The sequence below is a fragment of the Neorhizobium vignae genome (assembly GCF_000732195.1).
Taxonomy (GTDB): domain Bacteria; phylum Pseudomonadota; class Alphaproteobacteria; order Rhizobiales; family Rhizobiaceae; genus Neorhizobium; species Neorhizobium vignae.
The window spans coordinates 1-22759 of sequence record NZ_JNNU01000028.1 but is presented as its reverse complement, the minus strand read 5'-3'; the positions used below and the strand labels follow the sequence as shown (position 1 = coordinate 22759).

At 63.6% G+C, this 22759-nt stretch carries 23 protein-coding genes; 17 read left to right on the top strand and 6 right to left on the bottom strand.

The window, feature by feature from the left end:
• The first annotated feature begins 1 nt into the window (after nt 1).
• From GQ59_RS27660 to cobM, 3 genes are read left to right on the top strand one after another with little or no spacing between them, the layout of a single operon-like run.
• The gene (locus tag GQ59_RS27660; protein ID WP_037087538.1) at nt 2-1255 is read left to right on the top strand and encodes a bifunctional cobalt-precorrin-7 (C(5))-methyltransferase/cobalt-precorrin-6B (C(15))-methyltransferase; all 1254 of its coding nucleotides are present in this window, start codon (nt 2-4) and stop codon (nt 1253-1255) included.
• Nucleotides 1252-1638 (top strand): cobalamin biosynthesis protein, encoded by a 387-nt coding sequence (locus GQ59_RS27655; RefSeq protein ID WP_037087536.1) that lies wholly within the window; start codon nt 1252-1254, stop codon nt 1636-1638. Before GQ59_RS27660 ends, GQ59_RS27655 begins: the two co-directional genes overlap by 4 nt.
• Nucleotides 1635-2420 (top strand): precorrin-4 C(11)-methyltransferase, encoded by a 786-nt coding sequence (cobM, locus tag GQ59_RS27650; RefSeq protein ID WP_037087534.1) that lies wholly within the window; start codon nt 1635-1637, stop codon nt 2418-2420. The genes GQ59_RS27655 and cobM overlap by 4 nt, the downstream gene beginning before the upstream one ends.
• Here cobM and GQ59_RS27645 read toward each other — a convergent pair.
• Complete coding sequence (locus GQ59_RS27645; protein ID WP_037087531.1) at nt 2393-3505, bottom strand: cobalt-precorrin-5B (C(1))-methyltransferase; 1113 nt, start codon at nt 3503-3505, stop codon at nt 2393-2395. The two genes, cobM and GQ59_RS27645, sit on opposite strands and share 28 nt — an antisense overlap.
• A gap of 53 nt (nt 3506-3558) precedes the next feature.
• Here GQ59_RS27645 and cobA point away from each other — a divergent pair, with 53 nt between their 5' ends.
• Both cobA and GQ59_RS27635 read left to right on the top strand, forming a co-directional pair.
• Nucleotides 3559-4338, top strand: coding sequence for a uroporphyrinogen-III C-methyltransferase (gene cobA / locus GQ59_RS27640; RefSeq protein ID WP_037087528.1), 780 nt, complete (start codon nt 3559-3561; stop codon nt 4336-4338).
• Nucleotides 4335-5648 carry a cobyrinic acid a,c-diamide synthase CobB gene (locus tag GQ59_RS27635; RefSeq protein WP_037087526.1) on the top strand — a complete coding sequence of 438 codons (1314 nt, stop codon included), beginning with the start codon at nt 4335-4337 and terminating at the stop codon, nt 5646-5648. Before cobA ends, GQ59_RS27635 begins: the two co-directional genes overlap by 4 nt.
• Here the strand turns inward: GQ59_RS27635 and GQ59_RS27630 are convergent.
• Complete coding sequence (locus GQ59_RS27630; protein ID WP_037087597.1) at nt 5645-6052, bottom strand: ACT domain-containing protein; 408 nt, start codon at nt 6050-6052, stop codon at nt 5645-5647. The genes GQ59_RS27635 and GQ59_RS27630 overlap by 4 nt on opposite strands.
• A gap of 201 nt (nt 6053-6253) precedes the next feature.
• On the opposite strand from GQ59_RS27630, the gene kynU reads away from it, so the two are divergent.
• From kynU to GQ59_RS27600, 6 genes are all read left to right on the top strand, one after another.
• Complete coding sequence (gene kynU / locus GQ59_RS27625) at nt 6254-7447, top strand: kynureninase (RefSeq protein ID WP_037087524.1); 1194 nt, start codon at nt 6254-6256, stop codon at nt 7445-7447.
• A gap of 82 nt (nt 7448-7529) precedes the next feature.
• Nucleotides 7530-7967, top strand: coding sequence for a MarR family winged helix-turn-helix transcriptional regulator (locus GQ59_RS27620; RefSeq protein ID WP_162183325.1), 438 nt, complete (start codon nt 7530-7532; stop codon nt 7965-7967).
• A 142-nt stretch (nt 7968-8109) separates the two neighbouring features.
• Nucleotides 8110-9258 carry an ABC transporter substrate-binding protein gene (locus GQ59_RS27615; protein WP_037087521.1) on the top strand — a complete coding sequence of 383 codons (1149 nt, stop codon included), beginning with the start codon at nt 8110-8112 and terminating at the stop codon, nt 9256-9258.
• A gap of 75 nt (nt 9259-9333) precedes the next feature.
• Complete coding sequence (locus GQ59_RS27610; RefSeq protein ID WP_037087519.1) at nt 9334-10368, top strand: branched-chain amino acid ABC transporter permease; 1035 nt, start codon at nt 9334-9336, stop codon at nt 10366-10368.
• A 3-nt stretch (nt 10369-10371) separates the two neighbouring features.
• On the top strand, nt 10372-12141 hold the full coding sequence (locus GQ59_RS27605) for a branched-chain amino acid ABC transporter ATP-binding protein/permease (protein WP_051904233.1): 1770 nt from the start codon (nt 10372-10374) through the stop codon (nt 12139-12141).
• Nucleotides 12138-12851 (top strand): ABC transporter ATP-binding protein, encoded by a 714-nt coding sequence (locus tag GQ59_RS27600; protein ID WP_037087517.1) that lies wholly within the window; start codon nt 12138-12140, stop codon nt 12849-12851. The genes GQ59_RS27605 and GQ59_RS27600 overlap by 4 nt, the downstream gene beginning before the upstream one ends.
• A 27-nt stretch (nt 12852-12878) precedes the next feature.
• Here GQ59_RS27600 and GQ59_RS27595 read toward each other — a convergent pair whose 3' ends face one another.
• The gene (locus tag GQ59_RS27595; RefSeq protein WP_037087514.1) at nt 12879-14531 is read right to left on the bottom strand and encodes a sulfatase-like hydrolase/transferase; all 1653 of its coding nucleotides are present in this window, start codon (nt 14529-14531) and stop codon (nt 12879-12881) included.
• A gap of 27 nt (nt 14532-14558) precedes the next feature.
• Between GQ59_RS27595 and GQ59_RS27590 the strand changes: the two genes are divergently transcribed.
• Entirely contained in the window at nt 14559-15482 is a 924-nt protein-coding gene (locus GQ59_RS27590) for a lysylphosphatidylglycerol synthase transmembrane domain-containing protein (RefSeq protein ID WP_037087512.1), read from the top strand.
• 4 nt (nt 15483-15486) lie between these two features.
• Here GQ59_RS27590 and GQ59_RS27585 read toward each other — a convergent pair whose 3' ends face one another.
• Nucleotides 15487-16236, bottom strand: a complete 750-nt coding sequence (locus tag GQ59_RS27585) for an FkbM family methyltransferase (RefSeq protein ID WP_037087509.1) — start codon at nt 16234-16236, stop codon at nt 15487-15489.
• The gene (locus tag GQ59_RS27580) at nt 16223-17017 is read right to left on the bottom strand and encodes a CDP-alcohol phosphatidyltransferase family protein (RefSeq protein ID WP_037087507.1); all 795 of its coding nucleotides are present in this window, start codon (nt 17015-17017) and stop codon (nt 16223-16225) included. Before GQ59_RS27580 ends, GQ59_RS27585 begins: the two co-directional genes overlap by 14 nt.
• Nucleotides 17018-17236: 219 nt before the next feature.
• On the opposite strand from GQ59_RS27580, the gene GQ59_RS27575 reads away from it, so the two are divergent.
• The 4 genes from GQ59_RS27575 to GQ59_RS27560 are packed head-to-tail and all read left to right on the top strand — an operon-like array spanning nt 17237 to nt 20471.
• Nucleotides 17237-18238 (top strand): zinc-dependent alcohol dehydrogenase, encoded by a 1002-nt coding sequence (locus tag GQ59_RS27575; protein WP_084683314.1) that lies wholly within the window; start codon nt 17237-17239, stop codon nt 18236-18238.
• Between the two features lie 12 nt (nt 18239-18250).
• Nucleotides 18251-18649: a 6-pyruvoyl trahydropterin synthase family protein gene (locus GQ59_RS27570; protein ID WP_037087505.1), complete on the top strand. Its 399-nt coding sequence runs from the start codon at nt 18251-18253 to the stop codon at nt 18647-18649.
• Nucleotides 18646-19689 (top strand): glycosyltransferase family 4 protein, encoded by a 1044-nt coding sequence (locus GQ59_RS27565; RefSeq protein WP_037087503.1) that lies wholly within the window; start codon nt 18646-18648, stop codon nt 19687-19689. Before GQ59_RS27570 ends, GQ59_RS27565 begins: the two co-directional genes overlap by 4 nt.
• Nucleotides 19686-20471, top strand: a complete 786-nt coding sequence (locus tag GQ59_RS27560) for a class I SAM-dependent methyltransferase (RefSeq protein WP_037087502.1) — start codon at nt 19686-19688, stop codon at nt 20469-20471. Before GQ59_RS27565 ends, GQ59_RS27560 begins: the two co-directional genes overlap by 4 nt.
• Here GQ59_RS27560 and GQ59_RS27555 read toward each other — a convergent pair.
• A complete protein-coding gene (locus GQ59_RS27555) occupies nt 20430-21257 on the bottom strand; it encodes a RibD family protein (RefSeq protein ID WP_037087590.1) in 828 nt (275 codons plus the stop codon). The two genes, GQ59_RS27560 and GQ59_RS27555, sit on opposite strands and share 42 nt — an antisense overlap.
• A 590-nt stretch (nt 21258-21847) precedes the next feature.
• On the opposite strand from GQ59_RS27555, the gene GQ59_RS27545 reads away from it, so the two are divergent.
• The gene (locus tag GQ59_RS27545) at nt 21848-22669 is read left to right on the top strand and encodes an SHOCT domain-containing protein (protein ID WP_037087497.1); all 822 of its coding nucleotides are present in this window, start codon (nt 21848-21850) and stop codon (nt 22667-22669) included.
• The last annotated feature ends 90 nt before the right edge of the window (nt 22670-22759 follow it).

Sequence of the window (22759 nt, the reverse complement as noted above, 5' to 3'; positions counted from 1 at the left end):
GATGCCTCCTGAATCAGCTCGGAAACCTTTAAACCAAAGCCGCTGGCTGTCCATCGTCGGCATCGGCGAGGATGGGATTGCGGGCCTCGGCGAAAATGCCCGCGCGGCAATCGCTTCTGCTTCCGTGGTCTTCGGCGGCAGGCGACATCTGGAACTGGCAGCCTCCGTGATCTCCGGCGAAGCCCGGCCGTGGCCGACCCCGTTTGACGCGGCGATGCGCGATGTCGTGGCGCTGCGTGGTCAGAAGGTCTGCGTGCTGGCCTCCGGCGACCCCTTCTTCTTCGGCGTCGGCGTCACGCTGTCCCGCCATGTCGCGCCTGAAGAATATACCGCCTATCCTGCCCCCTCGGCCTTTTCTCTGGCCGCCTCAAGGCTTGGCTGGCCGCTGCAGGACATCGAAACGGTGTCATTGCACGGTCGGCCACTCGAACTCATTCGGCCGTCGCTTCATCCGGGTCGGCGGATCATCGCGCTGACATCCGATGAGAACGGGCCGGCGGCGCTGGCAGAGCTTTTGTCCCGCACCGGCTTCGGGCCTTCTCGGATAACCGTCCTGGAATCTCTGGGCGGCGCGGCGGAACGTATCCGTTCGCAGCAGGCAGATGAGTTCGCGCTACCGGATATCGATGTGCTGAATGTCGTCGCCATCGAGGTAAAGGCTGAAGCGGGAGCCTTTATCCTTCCGCGCGCTGTCGGGTTGGACGATACGCTGTTCGAACATGACGGGCAGATCACCAAGCGTGAAATCCGGGCGCTGACGCTCTCGGCGCTGGCTCCGCACCGCGGCGAACTGCTGTGGGATATCGGCGCCGGCTCCGGTTCGATCGGCATCGAATGGATGCTGGCCGATCCTTCCCTGAAAGCCATTGCGATCGAAGCCAACGCCAATCGGGCAGCACGGATCGGGCGGAACGCCTTGGCATTCGGCGTGCCAGGCCTGCGCATCGTCGAAGGCGAGGCGCCGGTGGCTCTGGCCAATCTGCCGCAGCCGGACGCGATCTTCATCGGCGGCGGCGGCAGCGAGCCCGGCGTTTTCGACACGGCCCTGGATGTGCTGAAGCCCGGCGGGCGGATGGTCGCCAATGCCGTGACGCTCGAAATGGAGGCGCTCCTTCTGGCAGCGCATGCGAAACTCGGCGGTGAGCTGATCCGCATGGAGGTTTCGCGCGCAGCCCCGATCGGTAGCATGTCGGGCTGGAAGCCGGCCATGCCGGTTACCCAATGGAGCTGGACGAAACCCGGAGTGAAGCCATGATTGCCGCAGGTCTCGGCTGCCGCAAAGGGACATCGGCGGAAGCGTTGCTTTCGGCGCTGACGGCTGCCTGCGTCGAGGCGAATATTCCGCGTGAATCCGTCTCCATGCTGGCGACCGGCGAAATCAAGCGGCATGAGCCGGGAATGATCGAGCTCGCCGAACGGCTGGGCTTGCCCTTGCAGATTCTTGATGAGGCGGCGCTGAAGCAGGCGGAAACCCGCACTAAAACCGTTTCGAAACACAGCCTTGCGCAAACCGCGACGCCAAGCCTTTCCGAAGCCGCAGCACTGGTGGCGGCCGGCGAGGCTTCGGAACTGATTGTCGCGCGCCTGATCGCCGATGGCGCCACCTGCGCGCTGGCACGTTCGAAGGACCATTCATGACCGTGCATTTCATCGGCGCCGGACCGGGCGCCGCCGACCTCATCACCGTGCGCGGCCGCGATATTCTCGCCCGCTCGCCGGTCTGCCTTTATGCCGGCTCGATCATGCCGAAGGAACTGCTCGACTATTGCCCGAAGGACGCACGGATCGTCGATACCGGCTCTTTGTCGCTCGACGAGATCGAGGCAGAATACGTTGCCGCGCACAAGGCCGGCAAGGATGTCGCGCGGCTGCATTCCGGCGATCTTTCCGTCTGGAGCGCGGTTGCCGAACAGATCCGCCGGCTGGAAAAGCATGGCATCGACTACACGTTGACCCCCGGCGTGCCCTCCTTTGCCGCCGCCGCTGCAGCTCTGCGGCGAGAGCTGACCATTCCGGAAGTGGCGCAGAGCCTGATCCTCACCCGGGTTTCCGGCCGCGCTTCGAAAATGCCGGACGGCGAGACGCTGGCGGCCTTCGGCGCGACCGGCGCGACGCTGGCGATCCACCTCGCCATCCACGCGCTCGACCGTATCGTCGCGGAACTGACGCCGTGTTATGGCGCCGATTGCCCCGTCGCAATCGTTGTGCGCGCCTCCTGGCCGGAAGAAAGGATCATCCGCGGCACGCTTGCCGATATCGAAGCGAAGCTGGCGGCGGAACCCGCCGAACGCACGGCGCTGATCTTCGTCGGCAAGGGCCTGGGCGCTGCCGATTTCGTCGAGAGCCAGCTCTACAATGCCGATTACGTGCGCCGCTTCCGGCCCGGCTGGCCTCAGGCCGGCGATAAGGATTCCGAATGATCGGACGGCGTAAACGCGGTCCGGCCGACCAACCGGCCCTCGCGATCGTAGACCAGGATTTCCAGCGCGATCTGCGGATCCTTGAGCGCCTTGGCGGCGGTCTTCCAGGCGAGCGCCGCGATCCGGTCGCCCAATGCCAGGCCGTTTTCGCCAGCGAGCGCGAATGCCTGCGACACGGTGTTCGCAGCGGCAATCTGCGCCGCAAGCTCGTCGCTCGCCCCGGCTTCACCCGCCAGCTTCGCCAGGGCCTCGAGATCGGCGAGTCCGCGCTTGGAATGGACGTCGAGCATGCCCTGCGCGAGCTTGGTCATCTTGGCGACGCCACCGGCGATCGTCACCTTCGGCACCGGATGGTCGCGCAGATATTTCAGCATGCCGCCGACGAAATCCCCCATGTCGATCAGCGCGATCTCGTGCAATCCATGATGCGCCTGCACCGCCTTTTCCGACGTGTTGCCGGTGGCGCCCGCCACATGGGTGAGGCCGGCGGCGCGCGCGACATCGATGCCGCGCCAGATGGAGTGGATCCAGGCCGAGCAGGAAAAGGGAATGACGATCCCCGTCGTGCCGAGGATCGAGATGCCGCCCAAAATTCCGAGCCGGCCGTTCAGCGTCTTCTCGGCGATCTTCGCGCCATCGGCGACGGAAATCTCCACCTCGAAATCGGTCTCACCGCCGGCGACCTCGGCGATTGCCTGGGCGATCATCTTGCGCGGCACCGGATTGATGGCGGGTTCGCCGACGGGCAAGGGCAGGCCGGCACGGGTGACGGTGCCGACGCCTTCGCCGGCCTTGAAAATGATGCCGCTGCCGGCCGCGCCGCGCCGCACGGTGCTCTTGATCAGCGCGCCGTGCGTGACGTCGGGGTCATCGCCGGCATCCTTGACGATCCCGGCTCTCGCAAATCCCTCGCCCGTCTCTTCGACGGCAAGCGCGAAGGATGGCGTCTGCCCTCCGGGCAACGTCACCTCGATCATCTCGGGGAATTTTCCGGACATGAGAGCAAGACAGGCCGCCTTGCTCGCCGCCGCCGCACAGGTTCCCGTGGTCCAGCCACGACGAAGGTTCTTGCCATCCACTTCCATGGCCGTTTCTATAGCCCGACCGGGGCCGAGCGTCACCGGTCAAAGGTCCGCATATGAATGAAAGCATCGAAACCATCGTCGCAGCACCCGTCTTCGAGCCCGGCCATGTCTGGCTCGCCGGCGCCGGCCCCGGCCATCCGCGTTACCTGACGCTGGAAGTAGCCGATGCGCTTCGCAAGGCCGACGTGATCGTCCATGACGCGCTGGTCTCCGACGGCGTGCTGTCGCTCGCGACGACCGCCGAGCTTATCTTCGTCGGAAAGCGCGGCGGCAAACCCTCCGTCGCCCAGGACGATATTACCGGCCTGCTGATCGAACTCTCCCGCAAGGGAAGGCGCGTGCTGCGGCTGAAGGGCGGCGACCCCTTCGTGTTCGGACGCGGCGGCGAGGAGGCGGAAGCGCTTGCCCGAGAAAACATTCCATTCCGCATCCTGCCGGGCATGACTTCCGCGCTCGCGGCTCTCGCTTCCGCCAACATTCCCGCGACGATGCGGGGAGTGAGCCGCGCGATCACCCTTGCCACCGGCCATGCGGCCGGCAGTCCCGGCGACCTGGACTGGAAGGCGCTGGCGAAAACCGGCGAGCCGATCGTCGTCTACATGGGCGTCAGCACGATCGGCACCATCGCCAGGCTGCTGATCGAAGGCGGGCTATCGCCGGAAACGCCGGTCGCGGTGCTGATGGCGGCAACCACGCCGGACGAACGCTCGCTGACCGCAACGCTCGCAACCGTCGAGGCGGAAGTCGAGCGACAGAAATTCGCCGCTCCCGCTCTGATCGTCATCGGCCGGATCGTTTCGATGCAGGCCGTGCTGACAGGTGGCAAGCCATGACCGCCCGCGCGCTCATCATCGGTGCGCCGCGCTCCGGCTCCGGCAAGACCAGCGTCACGATCGGCTTGCTGCGCGCCTTTGCCCGCCGTGGCCTTAAGGTGCGCGGCATCAAGACAGGGCCGGACTATATTGATCCCGGTTTCCACGAGGCGGCGACGCATCGGCCGGGCCTCAACCTCGACAGCTGGGCAATGGCGCCGGACCTGCTCCGGCATCTGGCGCGCGGGCAGGCGGAAGATGCGGAACTGCTTCTGATCGAAAGCGCCATGGGCCTGTTCGACGGCATCGTCAGCGAAGAGAACCGTTCCGGCGCCGCCTCGGATCTCGCCCGGCTGTTCCATCTGCCCGTGCTGCTGGTGCTGGACGTTTCCGGCCAGTCCCAAACCGCCGGCGCAATCGCCTACGGCTTTGCTCACTATGATCCGACCGTGAAAATCGCGGCCTGCGTCCTCAATCGTGCCGGCAGTGAAAGGCACAAGAAGCTTTGTGGCGATGCCATCCAGGCGGCCGGAATTCCCGTTGTCGGCACCGTCCTGCGCGACCCCTCGCTTATCCTGCCCGAACGGCATCTCGGCCTCGTCCAGGCGAGCGAACATCCGGAAATGGACGCACATATCGAACGACTGGCCGACGCCATGGAAGCCTCGCTCGACCTCGATGCGATCTATGCCGCCGCAAAACCCTTCAATATTCCCAGCGGCTCCACGGAAAAATCACTGCGTCCGCCGGGTCAGCGGATCGCCCTGGCGCAGGATGCCGCGTTTACCTTCCTCTATCCGCATTTGATGCGCGAATGGCGTTCCGCCGGTGCCGAGGTTGTTCCCTTCTCCCCACTGGCCGATGAAGCACCACCGGCCGGCTGCGACGTCTGCTGGCTGCCGGGCGGATACCCCGAACTGCACGCGGGAAAACTTGCGAACGCCGAAAAATTCAAGTCCGGCCTTACCCGATTTGCGGAAACGAAACCCGTCCACGGCGAGTGCGGCGGCTACATGGTTCTCGGCGAAACGCTGGAGGACGCCGATGGCGTGACACACGTCATGACCGGGCTGCTCTCCCACCGCACCAGTTTCGCCAAACGCAAGATGAACCTCGGTTACCGCCAGGCGGAACTCTCTGAGGACAGCCCGATCGGCCGAAGGGGCGATACGATCCGTGGCCATGAATTCCACTATGCCAGCGTGGTCTCGCCGGGCACCGACGCCGCCTTTGCGACGATCGCCGATGGCGGCGGCAAGCCGATCGGTCCGACAGGCGGCCGGCGAGGCCTGGTCAGCGGCGCCTTTTTTCACGCGATTGCCCGCGGCTAACCGGCAGCGGTTGAAAGCGCTCTAAGCGCAAAAACCGCCCGTTCCGCGTCCGCCGCCGGCACAAAGATGTGGTCGTGGTAATAGGCCGCGACGACATTGGCGCTTATGCCTTCTTTGGTCAGCGCTGCCGCCATCGCCGCGGTCATGCCGACCGCTTCCAGCGAGGAATGCACCATCATGGTGATGCAGCGAAGCGGCGCGCTCGCAACAAGGTCGGCCTTTTCGGCAGTCTCTTTCGGCAGGATCAGCGTCAGACCTTCCTTCTCGAAAAACAACCCGATTGGTTTCAGGTCCAGGTATTCCTGCAGCCTTTCGGGCGGAACGGTCGCATAGACGAATTCGCCTTCGAGAAGGACCGGCTCCAGACTGGCCAGCAGGACGGAAAGATCGGTGAGACCACTCATGAAGCACCCATAATCTTTGCCATCGGAGATCGGATAACCAAGGTTACGGCTGCGATCGATCACCGGCAAGACTGGATTCGCCCCGGAAATAATCGCGAAAGCCGTAAATCTGCCTTGCGCGCGAGATGCCAGCTTCTAGTCTGCGTTGCTTCGGAGCTAAGCTCCCCTCAAACGATTGGTTTCGAACAGCAAGGTGTTCCGGTGACGGATTTCGAAAAGACCCGCTCGCTCTTCTATCTGCCGGAAGGCGTGATCTATCTCGACGGCAATTCGCTCGGACCGCTGCCGCTCGCCGCGAAAGAGCGCGTCGCCAAATTGATAACCGACGAATGGGGCGATCTGCTGATCAAGGGCTGGAACAAGGCCGGCTGGATGACGATGCCACGCCGGATCGGCGACCGGGTGGCCAAGCTGATCGGGGCGGCGGAAGGCACGGTCGTCATGGGCGATACGCTGTCGATCAAGGTCTATCAGGCGCTCGCTTCCGCATTGGAACTTGTGCCGGAACGCAAGGTCGTATTGTCCGACAGCGGCAATTTTCCATCCGACCTCTACATGGCGCAGGGCCTGATCGGCTCGCTCGGCAAAGGTCTTGAGCTGAAGATCGTCGAGCCGGAAGAGGTTGAAGCTGCGATCGACGAGACCGTCGCCGTGGTCATGCTGACCGAGGTGGATTATCGCACCGGGCGGCTGCACGACATGAAGGTGCTGACCGAAAAGGCTCATGCCGCAGGCGCGATCACCGTCTGGGATCTCGCCCATACGGCCGGTGCCCTGCCTGTCGATCTTTCCGGCGCGGACGCGGATTTCGCGGTCGGCTGCACCTACAAGTACCTGAACGGAGGGCCCGGCGCTCCGGCCTTCATCTATGTCGCGCCCCGTCATGCGGACAAGGTGCGGCCGGCGCTCTCCGGCTGGCTGGGACACGAACAGCCATTCGCCTTCGATCTCGGCTATCGTCCGGGCGGCGGCATCGACCGCATGCGGGTCGGCACGCCGCCGATCATCGGGCTTGCGGCGCTCGACGCAGCGCTCGATGCCTGGGAAGGCGTCGACATGGCGGACCTCCGCCACCAGTCGATAAAACTCTGCGATCTGTTCGTCGCGGAAGTCGAAAAGCGCTGCCCGATGCTGAAACTCGGTTCACCTCGCGATGGGACGAGGCGCGGCAGCCAGATCTCCTTCCTGCACGAGGAGGGTTACGCGATCATGCAGGCCCTGATCGCGCGCGGCGTGATCGGCGATTTCCGCGCTCCGAACGCCATGCGCTTCGGCTTCACACCGCTCTATATCGGCGAGCGCGAGGTACTGGGCGCGGTGGATATCCTCGAAGACATCATGACTAACCGCCTGTGGGACACAGCCGAATATAGACAGCGGGCTCTGGTGACCTGAGCGGATGACGGAAGAACGGCGCGCGTCCACCCGAAAGCTCTCCGAGGTCGTGCCTTACCGTCTGGCGCGCAGCAATGCGGAAATGATGAAGCTCGTCAGCCTGCTGTGCGAGGCCAACGGTTTCAAGCTGAATATCTGGCGTGTCGTGTCCGCGATCGGCACCTATCGATCGATCTCGCCGATGGAAATCGGCAAGCTCACGACCATCGACAAGGCGATGGTGTCGCGCGCGATCCGCGAACTCGTCGATCGCGACCTGATCGACCGCCGCGCCGACGCACGCGATGCGCGATGGGCCCAGATCCAGCTGACGGCAGCAGGAACGGCCGTCTACGAAAAGATGGTGGCCGACATCGATGCCCTGGAAAAACACATGTTCGGTGATCTGCCGCCTGAAAAGACCGCAGCATTCATGGAGATGCTCGAACTGATCGAACGTCGCGCCAGATTGGCCCGTGAGATGGTGGAGTTGAACGGCAAAGCCGGTTTGGCGCGGCTGCTGGGGGGCGATGCCGGGTAAGGCTTGGGACCCCGGCCGCATTCGAACCGGCCTTCGTAAGCTTTACATAACCGTTATCAGAATTGTTTACAAAGAAACAATCTCCATGTAAACAAATGACAGGGCGGGAGGAGATCGCCCGCTTTTGTCCTGGGAGGATCCTATGAAGAACCGGTTTTTTGCTGGAATGGCGCCTGTTGCCGTCCTGTCCTTGTCCTTGTTTGCAAGCTCTGCACTGGCTGACGTGACGATCGGCGTGACCATATCGTCGACCGGCCCGGGTGCGGCGCTCGGTATTCCGCTGAAGAACTCCGTCGAATTGTGGCCGACCGAAGTGGGCGGCGAAAAGCTCAAGGTCATCGTTCTCGATGATGCCGGCGACCCCTCGGTTGCCACCACCAATGCCCGCCGCTTCGTCAACGACGACAAGGTCGATGTCATCGTCGGTTCCGCGCTGACGCCCGCTTCGATCGCTGTTGCCGGTGTTGCCGGTGAAACCAGTACCCCGCACCTCTCCTGCTCACCGGTTCCGCCGACTATTTCCAAAGGCAAGTGGACCTTTGTGATGCCGCAGGATGCCGGCCTGATCGCCAGGAACCTGTTTGCCAAGATGAAGGCCGATGGCGTCAAGACGGTCGGTTATATCGGCTTCTCCGATAGCTATGGCGACCTGTGGATGGGCCAATTCAAGGCGATCGGTGAACAATACGGCTTGAAGGTCATCGCCGAAGAGCGTTACGCCCGTCCCGACACCTCCGTTTCCGGCCAGGTGCTGAAACTCGTGGCCGCGCGTCCGGATGCCGTCTTCGTCGGCGCCTCCGGTACCGGTGCCGCGCTGCCGCAGATCGGCCTGCGCGAACGTGGCTTCGCCGGCAAGATCTACCAGACCCATGGCGCCGTGACCTTCGACTTCCTGCGCATCGCCGGCAAGGCTGCCGACAACACGATCTTCGCCTCCGGCCCGGCCATGGCGCCGGAAGCCCTGCCCGATACCGCAGAAACCAAGGCGGAAGGCATGGCCTATGTGACGGCCTACGAAAAGAAGTTCGGCCCCGGCACCCGCACCCAGTTCGGCCCGCATATCAACGATGCCATGGCCATCCTCAAGAAGGCCATCCCGGTCGCGCTCAAGAAGGCAAAGCCCGGCACGCCGGAATTCCGCGCTGCTCTCCGTGACGCCATCGAGACCGGCGGCCCGTTCCCGGCAAGCCAGGGCGTCTTCAACTTCAAGGCCGATGATCATCTCGGCCTCGACGACCGAGCCGTCGTGCTGCTCACAGCCAAGAACGGCAAGTTCGAGATCACCAAGTAATACGCCGAATAAACGAGGTCCGGCGTCCGCGCCGGGCCTTTTTGCAGCGTCTTTTCTGTTATCGGGGGAAATTCCTTGGACGCGATGATTGCGACCTTCCTGATCCAGGATGGTGTCACCAATGGCGCGATCTATGCGCTCCTCGGCCTGGCGCTGGTCCTGCTCTTTTCGGTCACGCGGGTGATCTTCATCCCCCAGGGCGAATTCGTCGCCTATGGCGCGCTGACGCTAGCGCTTCTCGACGGCGGGAAGGTGCCCGCCACCACCTCGCTTCTCGTCTGTTTCGGCGCGGTTGCCTTCCTGTTCGACCTCTGGAGCATGCGCCGCGGCACCGATGTCGGCACCTTTGTGCGCAGCCTCGCGCTCAACCTGGTGCTTCCCGGCGTGATCTACGGCATCACCATCGTGCTTGCGCCGCTCGACCTTCCGTCCGTTGCGAAGGCCCTGCTCACCATTCTGATCATCACGCCCATGGGCGTCTACGTCTACCGGATCGCCTACCGGCCGCTTGCAGATGCGTCCGTGCTTGTCCTGTTGATCGCCTCGGTTGGCGTGCATCTCGCCATGATGGGGCTTGGCCTCGTCTTCTTCGGCGCGGAAGGCCTGCGCGCCGAACCGCTCGCCGACGACAACTACACGATCGGAGCCTTGATGGTGAGCGCCCAGAGCCTCTGCATCTACGGAGCGACGATCGCGATCATCGTCGGCCTCTACATGTTCTTCGAGCGAACCCTGCTCGGCAAGGCGCTGCGTGCGACCGCCGTCAACCGGCTCGGCGCACGGCTGGTCGGCGTCCGCACCCATCTGACCGGCGTCACCGCCTTCACGCTGGCAGCCGCCATCGGGGCCGTTTCCGGGGTGTTGATCGGCCCGATCACCACGATCTATTACGACACCGGCTTCCTGATCGGACTCAAGGGCTTCGTGGCGGCGATCATCGGCGGGCTTGCGAGCTTCCCGATCACCGCGATCGCCGCGATCGGCGTCGGCCTGGTCGAATCCTTCTCTTCCTTCTTCGCCAGCAGCTACAAGGAAGTCATCGTCTTCGGGCTCATCATTCCCGTTCTGATCTGGCTGTCGCTGAGCGGCGGCTTCCACGAGGAGGAGTGAGCCATGAAGATCGAACGCTTGCTTCCCGGCCTCGCCGGCATCGTTTTCCTGGCGATCATTCCCCTCCTGCCGGTGCCGCCCTTCTGGCTGACGATCCTCAACAATATCGGCCTCGCGTCGCTGGTGACGATCGGCCTCGTGCTCTTGACCGGCGTCGGCGGTCTCACCTCGTTCGGCCAGGCCGCCTTCTGCGGTTTCGGCGCCTATACGACGGCCGTGCTGAGCACGAACTACGGCTTTTCGCCCTGGCTGACCCTGCCGTTGTCGCTGATCGTCGGCGCGGCGACCGCCCTGCCGCTCGGCCTCATCACCGTGCGCCTTTCCGGCCATTTCCTGCCGCTCGGCACGATCGCCTGGGGCCTGGCGCTTTATTATCTGTTCGGCAAGATCGACCTCCTCGGCCGTTACGACGGCATCTCCGGCATCCCGCCGGTTGAATTCGCCGGCTATCGCTTCATGAGCGACGGGGCGATCTATTACCTCATCTGGTTTTTCGTGATTGCGGTCGCCCTCGGCGCGAAAAACCTGCTCGACTCGCGGATCGGTCGTGGCATCCGGGCACTGCGCGGCGGCGGCCAGGCGGCGGAAGCGTTCGGCGTCAACATCGTGCGCGCCAAGCTCACCGTCTTCGTGTTTGCCGGCGTGGTTGCCGCACTTTCCGGCTGGCTCTACGCCCATATGCAGCGCTCGGTGAACCCGACGCCGTTCGGGCTCAGCATGGGCATAGAATATCTGCTGATGGCCGTGGTCGGCGGCTCCGGCCATGTCTGGGGGGCGATCTTCGGTGCCAGCATCGTGCTGATCCTGAAGGAACTGCTGCAGCGTTTCCTGCCGGATCTGGTCGGCACGACCGCCAACTTCGAAATGGTGGTTTTCGGCATCCTGCTGGTGGTGACCCTGCAGCTCGCCCGGGACGGTCTCTGGCCATTCGTATTGAAGCTCCTGCCGAAGCGCGCCGCGCGGCCTCTGCCCGCTTCCGACGACAAGCTTGCCAAACGCACGCTCGCGCCGGCCGGCTCGTCGCTGATCAAGGTGGAAAAGGCGCGAAAAGCCTTTGGCGGGCTGGTCGCGGTCAACGATGTCAGTTTCGAAGTGCGCGCTGGCCAGGTCGTCGGCCTGATCGGTCCGAACGGCGCCGGCAAGAGCACGACCTTCAACCTCATCACCGGCATTGCCTCGCTGACAAGCGGATCGGTTTCCTACAAAGGCCAGCCGATGACCGGCGACAGCCCGCGCGAAGTCGCCAAACACGGTATCGCCCGCACCTTCCAGCACGCAAAGATCTTGCCGGACATGTCGGTATTGGAAAATGTCGCGCTCGGCGCGCATCTGCGCGGCTCGGCCGGCGTCTTCAGGAGTTTCCTGCGGCTGGAGCGCAGGCAGGAGGCGACGTTGCTTGCCGAAGCCGCCGTCCAGCTCGAACGCGTCGGGCTCGGCGCCTATCGCGACCGGCCGGCCGGTGATCTGGCGCTCGGCCAGATCCGCATCCTCGAAATTGCCCGCGCCCTGTCTGCCGATCCCGCCGTGCTGCTGCTCGACGAACCCGCGGCGGGCCTGCGTCACGGTGAAAAACAGGAGCTCGCCAACCTCTTGAAGAAGCTGCGTGAGGAGGGCGTCAGCGTGCTCCTCGTCGAACATGACATGGGTTTCGTCATGGGCCTCGTCGACCATCTCGTGGTGCTCGATTTCGGGACCCTGATCGCCGAAGGCAAGCCGGCCGACGTGCGCAAACATCCGGCGGTCGTCGCCGCATATCTGGGAGGTGTCGCATGAGCGGAAACCTGCTCGAACTCTCCGACCTTCACGTCTCCTACGGCCGAGCCGAGGTGCTGCACGGCATATCGATGAGCATGAAGCCCGGCAGCATCGTCACCGTGATCGGTGCGAACGGCGCCGGCAAGTCGACGCTGCTCAACGCCATCATGGGCATCGTCCCCTCCTCCGGCACGATCATCTACGACGGTGCCCCAGTGCCGCGCTCGGTCGAAGGCCGCGTCGCCACCGGCCTCTGCCTCGTGCCGGAAAAGCGCGAACTGTTCTCCACCATGTCGGTCGAAGACAATATCGAGCTCGGCGGCTTCCTGCGCAGCACCACGGAGCGCGCCGAGACGCGCGAGGACGTCTACACACGCTTCCCCCGCCTGGCCGAACGGCGCAAGCAGCTTGCCGGCACGCTTTCCGGCGGCGAACGGCAGATGCTGGCGCTTGCCCGGGCCCTGATGAGCCGGCCGCGCCTGTTGCTGCTCGACGAACCGAGCCTGGGTCTCGCGCCGAAGATCGTCATCGACATCCTCAACATCGTCTCGGAATTGCGAAAGACCGGCGTCTCCATCCTGCTCGTCGAACAGAATGCCCGCGCCGCGCTCGAAATTGCCGACGAGGGTTACCTGGTCGAACTGGGCGAAGTCCGCCTTTCCGGCCCGGCAAGCGAAATGGCGGTCAATCCGGCGCTGATGGAAAGTTATCTCGGCAGCCATTCCTGATGAGACAGTTCGGCCGGGTGCGGTCGATCAATCGAAGCTCTCAACCAGCTTCCGGCGGAATTCGTCCATGCGGTAGACCGCGGTGGACGGCTGCGGGATCATCCCCTTCTGCCAGCGCCATCCATCAAGCCGCTTCAGGAGGTTCGGATTGCCGGTGACGATATGCATCGGCACGTCGCGCGAGGCGCCTTCGCCGGTAGCGATCGACGCCGGCTGGTGATCGCCGAGCAGGATGAACAGCGTGTTCCTGCCGTAACGCGCCATATAGGAGCCGAGCGTTTCGAGCGTGTAATCGATCGAGGTGAGGTATTGCGCCCGGACGCGGTTGGGATCGGCCCAGACGACCGAAGGCGGGTCGCCGCTTTCCGCCTGCGCATTGAAGACGGCACCGTCGCCGACCTTATCCCAGGGGACCAGCGACGGGATAGGCGTCCAGGGGGCATGGCTGGAGATCAGCGCCATTTCCGCCATGACCGGTTTGTGGCCGGGCTTGTCACGGGCCTGCCGCTCCAACCTCTCGAACGCCTCGAGCGTGAACTGATCCGGCATCGTCACCCAATTGAAGGGCTTTCCGCGATATCCGAGTCCCGCGGCGGCATGAATGCTGTCGTAGCCGAAATAACCGGCTTCCGGCCAGTCGAGCGTGATCGCCGGCATGACCGCCGTTGTACGCCAGCCGGAGCTACGGAAGAGGTTGTTGAGGGTCGTCCGCTCGCTGGTAATCATCCGGTCGTAGCGTCCCTGATTGTTGACCCAGAGACCGGAGAGCAGCGTGCCATGCGCCAGCCAGCTGATGCCGCCGACGGTCGGTGAGGTGAGCCAGCCGCTGCGTGCCTGCAGGCCTGCGGCCTCGATCTCCTTCTCCACCAAGGTCAGCCGGCTGCCGATGCGCGCCGCATAACGCGGATCTTCGATCACGCTGCGGCCGTAGGATTCGATGAAGATCAGCACGACGTCGGTGCCGGCAAGCGCCGAGAAATGCGGCCCGGCGGTGACCGGATCCTGCTTCAGTTCGTCCTCGAACCGGGCGAGATCGGCAATCGACTCCTTGACCATGGTGACGCGATTGACGAAATAGGAAGCGGCATCGGCCTGGACGCCGAGGGTGCGGCGATCGGCATTTTGGACCGCAAGCGCCGCCACGCCGATCAGCAGAACCGCACCGGAAACGAGAGCGGACTTGCGCCGAACTCCCCGCGGAAGGCGCCGGAAACCGCCCAACGACCAATAGAGGACGGCGGCGACAACCAGCCATGCAAGAAGGCCCGCACAGATGATCCCGACCGCCTCCTTGATCCCGACGGAACCGCTTAGGAGATTCCATCCGTCGGTGAGGATCTTGAGATCGAGATAGGGATTGAACGGTCGCGGGAAGGCGATACCGGTGCCTATGTCCGCGAGTTTCAGGAACAGCATTGCCGCCAGCAGCACGGTGACCGCCCACCGCAGGAGGGAAAAGCCTGGACCTGCCAGCACCGAAGCCAGCAACGCAACCGCCGCCATCTCCAGCGGAAATCTGAACTCGGAGACGTCGGTGAAATGGGAAGGAGCAGCCAGGATGGCCGCAACGATCGCCAGCGCAATCGTGATCCTCAGAAATGGCGATCCATTTGCCTTGCGCTGCGCGATATGCCCTATTCTGGCGGCGTCACTCTGGCGAAAAGGCCGAAATTCGTTCATGCGCTGTTCCTGCAAACCCTTCGGCCTATGCGTTTTCTGAAACCTATAGGCTTATCTGCGGCCTTCGCACTTCTCATTGCCGTGATCCTGCGCTTCGAGCCGCAACGGATTGCCGCAAGCCTGGCGTCGGCCGATCCGACCTATATAACCGCCGGCCTCATCCTCGTGCAGGTGCAGATCGTACTCTCGGCGCTCCGCTGGCGGTTCACGGCAGCCCGGCTTGGCCAGCACCTGGGCGTCGGGAAAGCGATAGGCGACTATTATCTCGGAACGCTGGTCAACCAGCTTCTGCCGGGCGGAGTGGCAGGCGATGCGGTTCGCGCCGTCCGCAACCGGGCTCATGGTGACGGCGGGAAGGTGCCGGTGCAGGCCGTGCTGTTCGAGCGGGTTGCCGGGCAGGGGATATTTTTCGTCATAGCAACCTTCGGCGTGATGCTCTGGCCGCTTCTGGGCGGGGCAGCGATCCCGGAGGACGTGCGCCATCTTCTCTCCGGTTTCGCGGTCGCCGCCGCGGGCCTCGCCATCGCGTTCCTGCTGCTGCTCCGCTTCCCGCCGCGTCGTGTTAAGCCCCGGCTTACGGCGTTGAAGGCAGCGCTGGCGCAGGTCTTCCTGCGGGACCGGGCGTGGATCGTGCAGACGCTGTTCAGCCTCGTCATCGTCGCAAGCTATATCGCAATGTTCATGCTTGCCTCGGCCGCCGTCGGCGCACCCTTACCGGCACTCGCGGCTGTCACTGCCATTCCGCTCTGTCTGCTGATGATGCTGATCCCCGCCACGATTGCCGGCTGGGGCGCCAGGGAGGCCGCGGCAGCAGGCCTCTGGCCGCTTTTCGGGTATGCGGCGTCCGACGGCGTCACAGCCAGCATCCTCTACGGCATTCTGGCGCTTGTCGGCGCCGCACCCGGCCTGGTGTTCATCTTGGCGGCGCTTTTCAGCAGACGGAACCGTTGAGGCGTCAGGCCTCCAGCCGCGCGTAGATATCGCCGGACGACGTCTGGCCGGCAAGGCCCGCAATCTCGGCCAGCATCGCATCGGCGGTCATCCATTCGTCATGGACGAACCGATGCCGCTCCCCCTCGACCCGGTTGAAGCGATAGGGGCCGAGTTTCCGCAGATGGCCGATGGCTTCCTCGGCGATTTCCATCGTCGCCGGAATATATTCGAAGGCGATCAGCGGGATGGGATGATGCAGCCCGGCGATGATATCCGCCTCGGCGCCCTCCACGTCGATCTTGCAGAAGGCCGGCACGCCGTATTCTCCGATCAGCACATCGAGCGTCGTCATCTCCACGCGCTCGACACGGTCCCAGGTGACGTTGCGGAACCCGGAAGTCTTTTCGACTTTCGAGATCCAGGACGAGGATATGCTGGTCACGGTCGGATGGCGGCTGGAAATATGCAGATCGACGCTGCCGGGCTCCTTGCCGACCGCCTTGCGCAGCAGCGTCAACTCTTCGCCCGCGAAGGATCTGGCAATAAAATCGGCAAACAAAGGCTGCGGCTCCAGCGCAACGATCCTGGTGCCAAGCGACAGAAGCGTCCGGCTGCGGCTGCCGGCATGCGCACCGATATCGAATACGAGATCGCCTTTGCGGACGAGGCCTGCATAGAAACGCTTCAGCGAAGAGCGCCGCCAGGGCTGGCCGTAATAGATCAGCAGCGAGCGTGTCAGGCCCAGGGAAGCGGAAAAATCAGGCCGCGGCATGATGGCTCCTGCTCGCGCTCACCAGGAAGATCACATCGACGGCGAAGGAATAGGTGAGCAAAGCGAGGGCCGCAGCCGCAAGCAGGGTGGAGACCGGCGAGGTAACGACCGGAAACAACATCAGGCACAGCGCCACGCCCTGAACGACGCAGATCGCCTTGCGGCGCATCGAATGCGGCAGTTCGCCCCTCAGCGCCGGAAAGACCGCCTGAGCCCCGACATAGGCATAGCGCATCAGGCCGATCAGCAGGATCCAAAGTCCCGCCTTGCCGAGCAGCACTGCCGCGAGCGACAGGAAGAGGATCAGCAGCGCGTCGATCTCCATGTCGAATCGCGCGCCGAACCGGGAAGACGTGCCTGCCTGCCGTGCGAGGAAGCCGTCGACACCATCCAGGACCATCGCGAAAGCGACCAGGAAGCCGAGCATCCACAGGGCGCCCTGATCGAAGCCCACGCCGAACTGCGGCGATGCCAGCACCATCCCGCCTAGAACCGACGTGAGTGCGGCGCGGATTGTCGTCACGATATTGGCCGCGCCGAAACGCCCATGCCCATGCGCGCGCAGATTGCCGAGCGCTACGGCGGAAATCGCCGCATAGATGATGAAGGCGCAGCAGGCCGCGGCCGTATCGATGCCGAGCCAGTCGCCAAGGAAATGCATGACCGCAACCAGCGCGGCGGCGACGGTCATGGTTACGGCATAGGCATCCAGGGAGAGCAAGCGGTGAGCCCTGCGTGCCGCCTGGCGATCCAGCGGCCCGGCATTCATCCAGTCAGCCATTGGACGTGCCTTCCTCGTCCAAGGGATGATATGAAATAATCATGACACTCTCCTCACAGGCACTACATGGAGAAGAATACGGTGGGCAGCAAATGCCGGATCCGCAAAACCGCCGTCAAATAAACGTGATGGCCATATCCCCCTCTCGCCGGACGGCTCCCTTGCCGTCATCGTCGAAGCCTCTAGGTCTGGATTGTTAAGGCGTGAAAGGTGTGAGGCGTGACAAGGCGTGAGACAGTTCCGAATGCGGCAACGCAGAAGGACGGAAGAGCACTCTGGATCGAGGAGACGGGCCGTTGCGCGCTTCGGCAGGAGAAGCGGCCGACGGCCTGCGAGGGCGAGGTTGTCGTTCGAACGCTCTATAGCGGCATCAGCCGTGGTACCGAATCGCTCGTTTTTGCCGGACAGGTGCCGGAAAGCGAATATGAGCGCATGCGTGCCCCGCACCAGGCCGGCCAATTCCCCTTCCCCGTGAAATACGGCTATGCCGCCGTCGGCGTGGTCGAAGAAGGACCTGAAGGGCTCGTCGGCAAAGCGGTCTTCTGCCTGCATCCCCATCAGGACCGTTTTCGCGTGCCGGTTTCCGCCACCCACCCACTTGTCGACAGCTTACCCCCGCGCCGCGCAGTGCTGGCTGCCAATATGGAAACCGCACTCAATATCACCTGGGACGCAGGCATCCAGCCGGGCGACCGCGTGGTCGTTTTCGGCGCCGGCGTCGTTGGCCTTCTGGTCGCCTACCTAGCCTCACGGATCATCGGCACCGAAGTGGTGATTTCCGATATCGAGCCGGCGCGCGCCGGAACTGCCGAGGCTCTCGGTCTTCGATTTTCGTCTGCCGGTCATGTGCCACATGATTGCGACGTGCTGGTCAATGCTTCCGCTTCGGCCGAGGCTCTGGCAACGGCGCTCGATCATGCAGGTTTCGAAGCCCGGATTATCGAAGCAAGCTGGTATGGAGAAAAGCATGTGGAGATCCCGCTTGGGCAAGCTTTTCATGCCAAGCGTCTTTCCATCGTCAGTTCACAGGTAGCCTCCCTGCCGCCCGGACGACGGGCCCGCTGGGACACCAGGCGACGCATGGGCAAGGCGCTCCAGCTTCTCGCCGACGACCGGCTCGACCACCTGATTTCGGGCGAAACACCGTTCGAGACCATCGCCGCCGATTATGCCGGGATCATCGGCTCGGCTGCCACGCTCTGTCATCGCATCAAGTATTGAAGGAAATCCCGCATGTTCGCCGTCGAAGTCCGCGATCACATCATGATCGCGCATAGTCTTGCCCGCCCGGTCTTCGGCCCCGCCCAGGGCATGCATGGGGCAACCTTCGTGGTCGATGCCGCCTTCTTCACCGGCGATCTGGACGACAACGGCCTTGCCGTGGATATCGGGCTAGCGACCGACGTACTGAAGGAAGTGCTGGCGCCGCTCAACTACCAGAACCTCGACACGCTGGAGATTTTCGCCGGCAAGGTGACGACGACGGAATTCCTCGCCAAGCACATATTCGACCGCATCGCCGATGCCGTCCGGAACGGCCGGCTCGGCGGGGGTGGTGGCCGCATCCGCAAACTGCGGGTCATGCTGCACGAATCGCACACCGCCCGCGGCTGGTTCGAGGCCGAGCTGTGAGCCGCGATCTTGTCTTCGCCTATCCGGGCGAGCTCGAAACCCGCACGGGCGGTTACGGCTATGATCGCCGTGTCGTCGCGGCCCTGCGCGACCTCGGCTGGAATGTCGAACTGATCTCCCTCGGCGACGGTTTTCCGAACCCGGATGCAAAGCAGCTCGACGATGCCGAAGGGAGGCTTTCCGGGCTCGCCGATGACAGTCTCGTCCTGATCGACGGGTTGGCCTTCGGCGCGATGGACGAATGGGCGGGCCGCCAAGCGAAACGCCTGAAAATCATGGCGCTCGTGCACCACCCGCTGGCGCTGGAGACGGGGCTCGACGGCAAGCAGCAAGACGCCGCGGCCGCCCGGGAGAAGGCGGCTCTGGCGCACACCCGCGGTGTTATTGTTACATCGCATTCCACCGCTGCCGAACTGGCCGCCAATTACGCCGTCCCTGCGGAAAAGATCACGGTCGCCATCCCGGGCATGGATCCGGCACCGCTGGCTGCTGGTGGCGGCGATCCGCCTCTGATCCTCAGCGTCGGCACGCTGACCCACCGCAAGGGCCACGACATACTGATTTCCTCGCTCGAGAAGCTGCGCGGTCTGCCATGGACCTGCCGCATCGTCGGCAGCAAGATGCTCGATCCCGGCACTGCGGCGCAGCTCGAACGCCAGATCGCCAAATCCGGGCTCGGTAACCGCATCGAACTCGCCGGCCAGATCGACGACACACGCTCCGAATTCGCCAAGGCCGACGTCTTTGCGCTGGCGAGCCGTTATGAAGGTTATGGCATGGTGTTTGCCGAGGCGCTCGCGCAAGGATTGCCGATCGTCGGCTGTGCGGCGGGGGCCGTGCCGGACGTCGTGCCCGAAAGCGCCGGCTTTCTCGTTCCACCGGACGACCCGGACGCTTTCGCGGCCGCTCTGCGACGTCTGCTGAAAGAGCCGGAAACCCGCATTTCCATGGCCGACGCCGCAGCGGTCGCGGGTGCCGCGCTTCCCTCCTGGCGGGACACCGCCGTCACCATCTCGGGTTTTCTGGGAACGGTTCGATGAGCGGCTTCGACAGGGACTGGCTGGCGCTGCGCGAGCCCGTGGATGTTCTCGCACGTGACGCGGACTTGCTGGCAGCGGCTGTACAATCCCTCGAAAGCCTCTCGGCCCCAACCGTGCTCGATATCGGCTGCGGCACCGGCTCGACCTTCCGCGTGCTCTCCTCCAGGCTTCGAAAGCCGGCTCACTTTCGGCTTTTCGACCACGACCACCGGCTGCTGGACGAAGCACGCCGCTTGCATGGGGATGCTGTCGACCTCATTCAGGGGGATCTCAACGAGCTCGAAGCGCTGCCGCTCGCCGAAGTCAGTCTCGTGACCGCGTCTGCGCTCTTCGACCTCTGTTCGGAGCAGTTCATTCGCCGTTTCGTCGCCCATGTCGCGGAGAGAGGTATCAGTCTCTACGCGGCGCTCAACTATGACGGCCGGATGCGCTGGTCCAAGCCGCATCCGCTGGACGAGGCCGTGCTTGCAAGCTTCAACGCCCATCAGCTGAGCGACAAGGGTTTTGGATTTTCGCTGGGACCGCGGGCCTGGGAGACGCTGGCCGATTGCCTGGGGGAGAGCGGTTATACGGTGAGGACCGCCGAAAGCCCATGGACGATGGCTGCAGAGCAGCGCGAGCTGCAGCGTCTGTTCCTCGACGGAGTGGTACGCGCGGTCTATGAATACGGCCAGCTCGACGAGAACGAAATCCGCGACTGGGCCGATTTCCGGCGGAACATGGTCGATCGCGAAGGCAGCCTATGCGAGGTCGGCCATCAGGACATCCTCGCAACCTGCTGAGATGGCCGCCTGCTGCGCTTCAATGCGGAAATTGCAGTCGAATACGATGTCCGTGCCGATATTGTAGACCTGGACCTCCGGGCGGCGGGCTTCCGACAGGCGGTCGATCGGCGAAAGGCGGATGCCGGCGGGACCCGAACCGATGATGATCGGCGCGATCGAGATATGCAGCCGGTCGATCATCTGGGCATCGACAAAGCGGGAAATGGTGGTGGCTCCTCCTTCGACGAGCACCGTGGTGAGGCCACGTTCGGCGAGCGCCTCAAGAATATCCCGCGGCGCGAGCCCCCCATCCGCCTGGCGCGGCAGCTTGATGATCGTGTGCCGGAGGTTGCGGCGCGGAATGTCGTCGGCCTGCAGAACGAGCACCGGCGTGCCCCCGTCATGCAGCATCTTGGCCCGCTCCGGCATGCGGCCGTTGCAATCCACCACGACGCGCACCGGGCTGTTACCGCTGACGGCACGAACCGAAAGGCTGGGATTGTCGGCAACGACCGTCCCGACCCCGACGATTACCGCGTCCACCAGCGCCCGGCACCGGTGCAGATGGGCAATGCCGTCGCAGCCCGACACATCCTGGGCATCGCCGGTCGGCGTTGCGACGCGGCCATCCAGAGACTGGCCAACCTGGGCTAGAACCAGAGGCTCGCCGCGGATTGCGATCGGCCCATAGAGCGAGAGACCGGAACCATCGACATCGGCGGAGAGCGCCACCGGGCGCAATGACCCTTCGCGAAGCGAAAGCAGGTGCTGCCACAGATCTTCGGTCATCCTCACTGATCGCATGTCCCGCCTCGTCTTCCGGCCGAAAAAGATGAATGCCGGCACCCGCAAAAGGTTCCTCGCCCGGCATATTCGCTTCCAGCTGTAATACGGGCGGAAAATTTCACCAGATCAACATTCCGTCAATGGTCTCGCGAGAGACGGCTCACGGTATCGCCAAGACGGATGCCATGCCCATCGAGACGGTCGTGGAAAAAGATCGGTATTGGTGCCGGGGCAGACTTGCGGGAACTCCCGACCTGATCGGGCTCACCCGCTCCCGCGGCGCGTCGTTCGCCAGCGCCGCCGATCGAATGGCTGTCTTGCACGCAGGGGAAACTTCTGTCCGATGACAGCTTCTCCAATCGGGCATCGGAATCAGGTTCGCCATCGATCTTCCGCTGCCTCAATCGTTCACGCGGGTGCCCCACGCGCACCGACACGGCAAAAGCATGGCTTCCGGAGGCTAGTATCGTGGGGCCGCGCAACGCCACCGCACCTGTGCCTGCCAATGCACCCGACGGTTTCGGACAGTCGCGATACGATCGCCATGGGTATCCTCAAGGCCATGCAAATGTCATAGATGAAGCCCGGCCAATCGAGTGCAGCTTGTTATGAGAGATATCCAGGAACAGAGTATTATCGAAAGCCTGTCCCAGCGGCACGGGTTCAGCCCTGGTGTGGTCGAGCATCTTGCGATGGCCTTGATCGCCGGGCATGCCAGTCAGGCGCAGTTCAACCACGTCGAGCTTGGCGGCATGGGGCAATGGTCAAGCGGTGGCATGATCATGATCGGTGACATGTTCAACAACGGGTTGAAGCACCGGGTGGACATGCTTTGCTCGGAGATCGCCGCTTACATCCGCTCTGGGGAACTCTCCGGCCCGAAGGTAGATCGGCCCTATCAATCTCAGAGCCAGGGAGACGGAAACAGCTTCTTTTACCAGTCGAGTTCGCATGGCAGTTCGTGGCCTCAACATCTCGGCCAGCCCTCGTCGACGGGCGCGCAGAATAACATTCGCTATGCCTTCTTCCCGGCCAGCCGCCGCCTGGCCATCGATGTAAACGGGCAGATCACGGTCTACGATACAAGAGACCATAACATCGGCGGTTTTTCGCAGCAGCAGAGCGGCGACCAGTCTTTGACCTTCACCTCACAGCACGGGCTCGTGCGCGTATCGGAACTGGAGATCGTATCGTCCGCTGACGACACACCGGCGCCGAACGAAGAACAGAAAACCCCGTCAGACCAGAGCCCGAGCGTCGGTATTCCATCGATAGCGGCTCCGAGCTCAAATATTCGCTCCTCGCCGGCTGGCTTCGATCCAGACGATATCATCAGCAAGATTGAACGACTTGCTGGCCTGCATTCGAAGGGAATACTTTCAGACGACGAATTCGCGGCGAAAAAGACAGAGCTGCTGAAACGACTGTAACCCTGGCAACCCAGGTTCATAGTGGCGGAGAGGGTGGGATTCGAACCCACGGTGCCCTCGCAGGCACGCCGCATTTCGAGTGCGGTGCTT